Source organism: Tibeticola sp., from assembly GCF_022759015.1.
Classification (GTDB): Bacteria; Pseudomonadota; Gammaproteobacteria; order Burkholderiales; family Burkholderiaceae_C; genus Tibeticola; species Tibeticola sediminis.
In genome coordinates, this window is record NZ_JAEMQB010000132.1 from 1 (window position 1) to 5,511 (window position 5,511).

Annotated in this window: 5 protein-coding genes and 2 pseudogenes; all 7 read left to right on the top strand. The window is 64.4% G+C overall.

The genetic code is table 11. The annotated features are described in order from the left end of the window. Positions 1 to 196, top strand: a pseudogene (locus JHC36_RS08520) (hypothetical protein); the annotation flags it as partial. Positions 197 to 212: 16 nt separating this feature from the next. Then, positions 213 to 1,439: an arginine deiminase gene (locus tag JHC36_RS08525; RefSeq protein WP_287918240.1), complete on the top strand. Its 1,227-nt coding sequence runs from the start codon at positions 213 to 215 to the stop codon at positions 1,437 to 1,439. A gap of 75 nt (positions 1,440 to 1,514) precedes the next feature. Then, positions 1,515 to 2,519, top strand: coding sequence for an ornithine carbamoyltransferase (locus JHC36_RS08530; RefSeq protein ID WP_287918241.1), 1,005 nt, complete (start codon positions 1,515 to 1,517; stop codon positions 2,517 to 2,519). Positions 2,520 to 2,523: 4 nt separating this feature from the next. Continuing rightward, positions 2,524 to 3,462, top strand: a complete 939-nt coding sequence (arcC, locus tag JHC36_RS08535) for a carbamate kinase (protein WP_287918243.1) — start codon at positions 2,524 to 2,526, stop codon at positions 3,460 to 3,462. Positions 3,463 to 3,779: 317 nt separating this feature from the next. Continuing rightward, on the top strand, positions 3,780 to 4,349 hold the full coding sequence (locus tag JHC36_RS08540; protein ID WP_287918245.1) for a hypothetical protein: 570 nt from the start codon (positions 3,780 to 3,782) through the stop codon (positions 4,347 to 4,349). 106 nt (positions 4,350 to 4,455) lie between these two features. Continuing rightward, positions 4,456 to 4,695 carry an RNA recognition motif domain-containing protein gene (locus JHC36_RS08545; protein WP_287918248.1) on the top strand — a complete coding sequence of 80 codons (240 nt, stop codon included), beginning with the start codon at positions 4,456 to 4,458 and terminating at the stop codon, positions 4,693 to 4,695. 49 nt (positions 4,696 to 4,744) lie between these two features. Then, positions 4,745 to 5,511 (top strand): annotated as a pseudogene (locus JHC36_RS08550) (hypothetical protein); the annotation flags it as partial.

The following is a 5,511-nucleotide window of genomic DNA, read 5'->3' on the forward strand; positions in this document are numbered from 1 at the left end:
CCTCGATCGCCGCTTCACGACCGAGCCCCTGGCCCTCCCACTCCAGCGCGGCGACGAAGAATTCCGCCTCGTGGTGGATCGGGCTCTGAGCCGGCAGTTCGCGGCCGAGGATTTCGGCGACTTGTACACGAAGTGGTTCGGGAAACCCGACGAAGATGCGCTCCTGATCTTTCAGCTTAGCGCACTACCGGAATAGCCAAAGGGAGCCAGGCATGCAGAAATTCGGAGTCCACAGCGAAGTCGGCAAGTTGAGAACCGTGCTCGTCTGCCGTCCGGGGCTGGCCCATCAGCGCCTGACCCCGGGGAACGCAGCCGACCTGTTGTTCGACGACGTGCTCTGGGTGCAGGAAGCGCAGAAGGACCACCACGACTTCGTGCTCAAGATGCGCGAGCGCGGCACCGAGGTGCTCGACCTGCATGAGCTGCTCGCCGAGACCATGAAGGACGAGGTGGCGCGCGCCTGGGTGCTCGATCGCCGCATCACCGTCAACGACGTCGGCGGCGGCGCCGCGCGCGTCGTGCGCCCGTGGCTCGACGAGATGCCGGCGCAGCAATTGACCGAGCACCTGATCGGCGGCATCGCCATCCTCGACCTCCCCAAGAGCGAAGTGGGGACGATGCTGAGCGAGGCCTACGGCGGCACCGACTTCCTCATTCCCCCGGTGCCCAACACCCTGTTCCAGCGCGACCCATCGTGCTGGATCTATAACGGGGTCACCTGCAACCCGATGTTCTGGCCGGCGCGCAAACCGGAAACGCTGCTGCAGCGCGCCGTCTACAAGTTTCATCCGCGCTTCAAGGGCGGCGATTTCAACATCTGGTGGGGCGATTCGGACGAGTCGTTCGGCGCGTCGTCCGTCGAGGGCGGTGACGTGATGCCCATCGGCAAAGGCGTGGTGCTGATCGGCATGGGCGAGCGCACCACGCGCCAGGCGGTTTTGCAGGTTGCCGAGCAACTGTTCAAGCAGAAGGGGGCCACGCGCGTGATCGGCTGCCTGATGCCGAAAAGCCGCGCCGCGATGCATCTCGATACCGTGTTTACCTTCTGCAATCGGGACCTGTGCACCGCGTTCCGGGAGGTCGTGGATCAGATCCGCTGCTACAGCGTGCGGCCGACGGGTGATGGCGGCGTCAAGGTCCATCCCGACAAGGGGCACCTGTTCGACGTGGTCAAGGAAGCGCTCGGGCTGAAGGAACTGCGCGTCGTCGAGACCGGCGGCAACGCCTGGCAGGCGCAGCGCGAGCAGTGGGACGACGGCAACAACGTGGTCGCGCTCGAGCCCGGCGTGGTGGTGGCCTACGACCGCAACACGCATACCAACACGCTGCTGCGCAAAGCCGGGGTCGAGGTGATCACGGTGCGCGGCTCGGAGCTCGGTCGCGGCCGCGGCGGCGGGCATTGCATGACCTGCCCGATCTCGCGCGACCCGGCGTACTGACCCCTCTCTTCCCCCTCCCCCGCAGGGCGGGGGAGGGTTGGGGTGGGGGGTACGACATTCTTTGAGGAGAAGATCATGAGTTTCAATCTGCGCAACCGCTCGCTGCTGACGGTGCAGGACTACACCCAGCGCGAATTCCGCTACCTGCTCGACCTCGCGCGCGACCTGAAGCGCGCCAAGTACGCCCGCACTGAGCAGGAGCACCTCAAGGGGAAGGAGGTCTGCCTGATCTTCGAGAAGACCTCGACCCGCACGCGCTGCGCCTTCGAAGTCGCCTGCCACGACCAGGGCGCGAACGTGACCTACCTCGACCCGGCCGGATCGCAGATCGGCCACAAGGAATCGTTCAAGGACACCGCGCGCGTGCTCGGGCGCATGTTCGACGCCATCGAATACCGCGGCGCCAGCCAGACCGGGGTCGAGACCCTCGCCAAGTACGCCGGCGTGCCGGTGTTCAACGGGCTGACCGACGAGTACCACCCGACGCAGATGATCGCCGACGTAATGACCATGCGCGAGCACAGCGACAAGCCGATCCACGAGATCAAGTACGCGTTCATGGGCGACACGCGCAACAACATGGGCCACTCGCTGATGATCGTCGGCTGCCTGATGGGTATGGACGTGCGCCTGTGCGGGCCGAAGAAGCTATGGCCCGCCGATGAATTCGTGTCGATCGCCCGCGAACTGGAGAATAAGTACGGCGCCAAGCTCACCATCACCGACGACCCCAGGCAGGCGGTCAAGGGCGTGGACTACATCCACACCGACGTCTGGGTCTCGATGGGCGAGCCCAAGGAAGTCTGGAAGGAGCGCATCGCGCTGCTACTGCCCTACCGGGTCAACATGGAACTCATTAAGGCGAGCGGCAGCCCGCAGGTCAGGTTCATGCACTGCCTGCCGGCGTTCCACGATACCGAGACGACACTGGGCAAGCAGCTCGCCGAGACTTACGGCATCTCGAACGGCCTGGAAGTGACCGACGAGGTGTTCGAGTCGGAGTACAACCTCGCCTTCGAGCAGGCGGAGAACCGCATGCACACCATCAAGGCGATTCTCGTCGCCACGTTGGGCGATTGACGCCATGCTGGTCGTCACAGCCCTGGGCGGCAACGCGCTGTTGAGGCGGGGCGAGCCCATGACCGCCGAGAATCAGCGCCGCAACATCCGCATCGCCGCCGAGGCGCTGGCGCCGGTGGCGAACGAACATCAGCTCGTCCTGAGCCACGGCAACGGCCCGCAGGTCGGGTTGCTGGCGCTGCAAGGCGCGGCCTACACCGACGTGGAGACTTATCCGCTCGATGTGCTGGGCGCCGAGACCGAGGGCATGGTCGGCTACATGATCGAGCAGGAGCTCGGCAACCTGCTGCCGTTCGAGCGCCCGTTCGCCACCCTGCTCACCATGATCGAAGTCGATCCCGGCGATCCCGCGTTCCGCAACCCGACCAAGTTCATCGGGCCGGTCTACGCCAAGGCGGAAGCCGATCGCGTCGCCAGGGAAAAAGGCTGGGTGTTCAAGCAGGACGGCGACAAGTGGCGGCGCGTGGTCGCCTCTCCCGAGCCCAAGCGCATCTTCGAGCTGCGGCCGATCAAATGGCTGCTCGAGCGCAACACCATCGTCATCGCAGCGGGCGGCGGCGGCATCCCCACCACCTACGAGCCCGGCGCGAAGCGCAAGCTGGTCGGTGTGGAGTGCGTGATCGACAAGGATCTCGCTTCCGAGTTGCTGGCGCGCGAGCTGGACGCGGACTTGTTCGTGATGCTGACCGACGCCGATGCGGTCTACGTCGACTGGGGCAAGCCGACGCAGAAGGCCATCCGGCGCGCGTCGCCGTCTGCGTTGGGCCGCATGCAGTTCGCTGCCGGCTCGATGGGGCCGAAAGTCGAGGCGGCGTGCCGGTTCGTCTCGGCCACCGGCAAACGAGCGGCGATCGGCGCGCTGGCCGACCTCGGCCGGATCATCGCCGGAGAAGCGGGCACGACGGTCTCGTCCAACGAGAGCGGGATCGTGTACGCCGCTTGAAAGTGCGGCGCCTAGTATGATGGCCGTGGCAGCCCGTTGATGCCGCGCAGCCGCTGAACTGCAACGGATGCAATTATTCAACGCGGAAAAAGCAGTTGCACCGCCAAGGACGCCAAGGACGCAAGGGACGCAAGGGACGCAAGGGAACGCGATTAGGATGCCTGACCGAACTCACCCAACGGGTTAAGGTGCTGATGAATCCATAAACTTGTTTTCCTTCGCGTCCTTGGCGTACCCCTCAAGGGGGTATTGAAGTGAATCCTTGGCGGTGAGTGAATTGCCGGATTTAGGTTCAATTGACTAAAGGAGAAGCAGCGATGAAGTCAGCAATGAGGTTCAAGCTTTTCGCCGTTGTCATGGCGGTGGCCATGTTCGCCGGCTGCGCCAGCCAAAAGCCAAGCGGGAAAATAGAGAACGTCCTCGAGGCGCACGCGACAATCACCGCGATCGACCTGCCGCAGCGGGAAGTGACTCTGCAGGACAGCAAAGACGGTACGATCGTCGTCGAGGTGCCGCAGGAAATCGAGAACCTGGATCGAATGCGAGTGGGCGATGAAGTGATCGTCTCCTATACCGAAGCGCTCGCCTGGCAGGTCAAGCCCGCGGGCAAAGGGACTCCTGGCGTCAGCGAAGACACGATCGTGACTGCCGCCAAGCCGGGCGACAAGCCCGGTGGAAAGGTCGGCCGCACGGTCACTTTGACAGCCACCATCACCGGGATCGATCTCGCCAACGGCAACGTGACGCTGACCCTTCCGGGCGGGAAATCGAAGACGATCAAGGCCCGGGATCCATCGAACCTCAAGAAAGTACAGGTGGGCGACCTCGTCGACATCACCTACACCGAGGCAGTGGCCGTCTCGGTACAGCCCGTCGCGAAAAAATAGCGCAAATGGCCGTAGCGCCTGATCAAGCGCAAGCCGATCCACGCGCAAGGCGGTACGCTGAGCATCTGATGTCGAGCCATGCCAGCCTTCAATGGAGGATGAACACATGCGTATCGTGATCGGGAACCTTCCCGACGACGTCTCGGAGGACGCTATTCGCGAGGCGCTCAGCCCGTTCGCGCCGGTGGACAAAATCAAGCTCGCAAACGAAAGCGGGACGCCCTCGGTGGTCATCGAGATGGAGATGACGCGCGCCAAAGCCGAAGCGCTTGCCCAGCGCATTCAAGGACGCCTGTATCAAGGGCGGACGCTGCGCGCGTGGGTGCCGGTGATGGGTTGGGAGTAGCGAGGGCGAGCGCCGGTCCACTGCGTACCGACTCTGCCGACTTCAGTCCATGGCCTTGTCCGCGCTGTTCGACCGCGTAGCCGGCGCCCTCTTCGGCGGCGCTCAGCAGCCGGTCGACAGTCAAGTAGACCGCCAGTTGATCGCCGAGACGATCGAGAGTGTCGTCGAAGCCGTGGAGCCGCGCGTGCGTTTCCGCGCCGGTTACCAGCAAAAGCTGGAGCGGTGCGTTCGCAACAGCATCGCCTACCTGCGCTCGATCGCTCGCGACGCGCTCGATCCCGTCCTGCTCACGCGGGCAGCCTGGGGCGACGACCCGCGCGTGAACGCTTTCTTTGCCACCGCGGACGACGTGCCGGCCTGTCTCGGGCGCAGCCGGGAGCTGTGCGCGTTCTTCGACAATCCCGCCAACCGCGATGTCCGGGAGGCCTACGCGCTGCTGGGCATGAAGAAGGAAGAGCGCAACGTATTGGGCATGGAATTGCATGGGGACGCCGTCATGCAGGATGTCGCTCAGGTCACCGTCAGCTTTTCCGGGCATCGCCTGGTAGCGCCGTTTGCGACGTTGTCCGCGACCCGGCTCGATGTCGGACGCCGCGTCATGCAGCGTCTGGCGCAGGGTGCGCTGTCCCGCATCATCGCGCTGGACATGAAGGCCACCGAGCTGCAGGAACACAAGGCCTACCTCGGCGCGCGCGTGCGCCTGCTGCATCTGGCCCGCGATGGGATGGAAGGCATCGTCAAGGACCCGGCGACCATCGACGAACAGATGAAGGCCGTCGAGCGTGAACTGAAAGAAACGGCGGAGGGGTACATCGA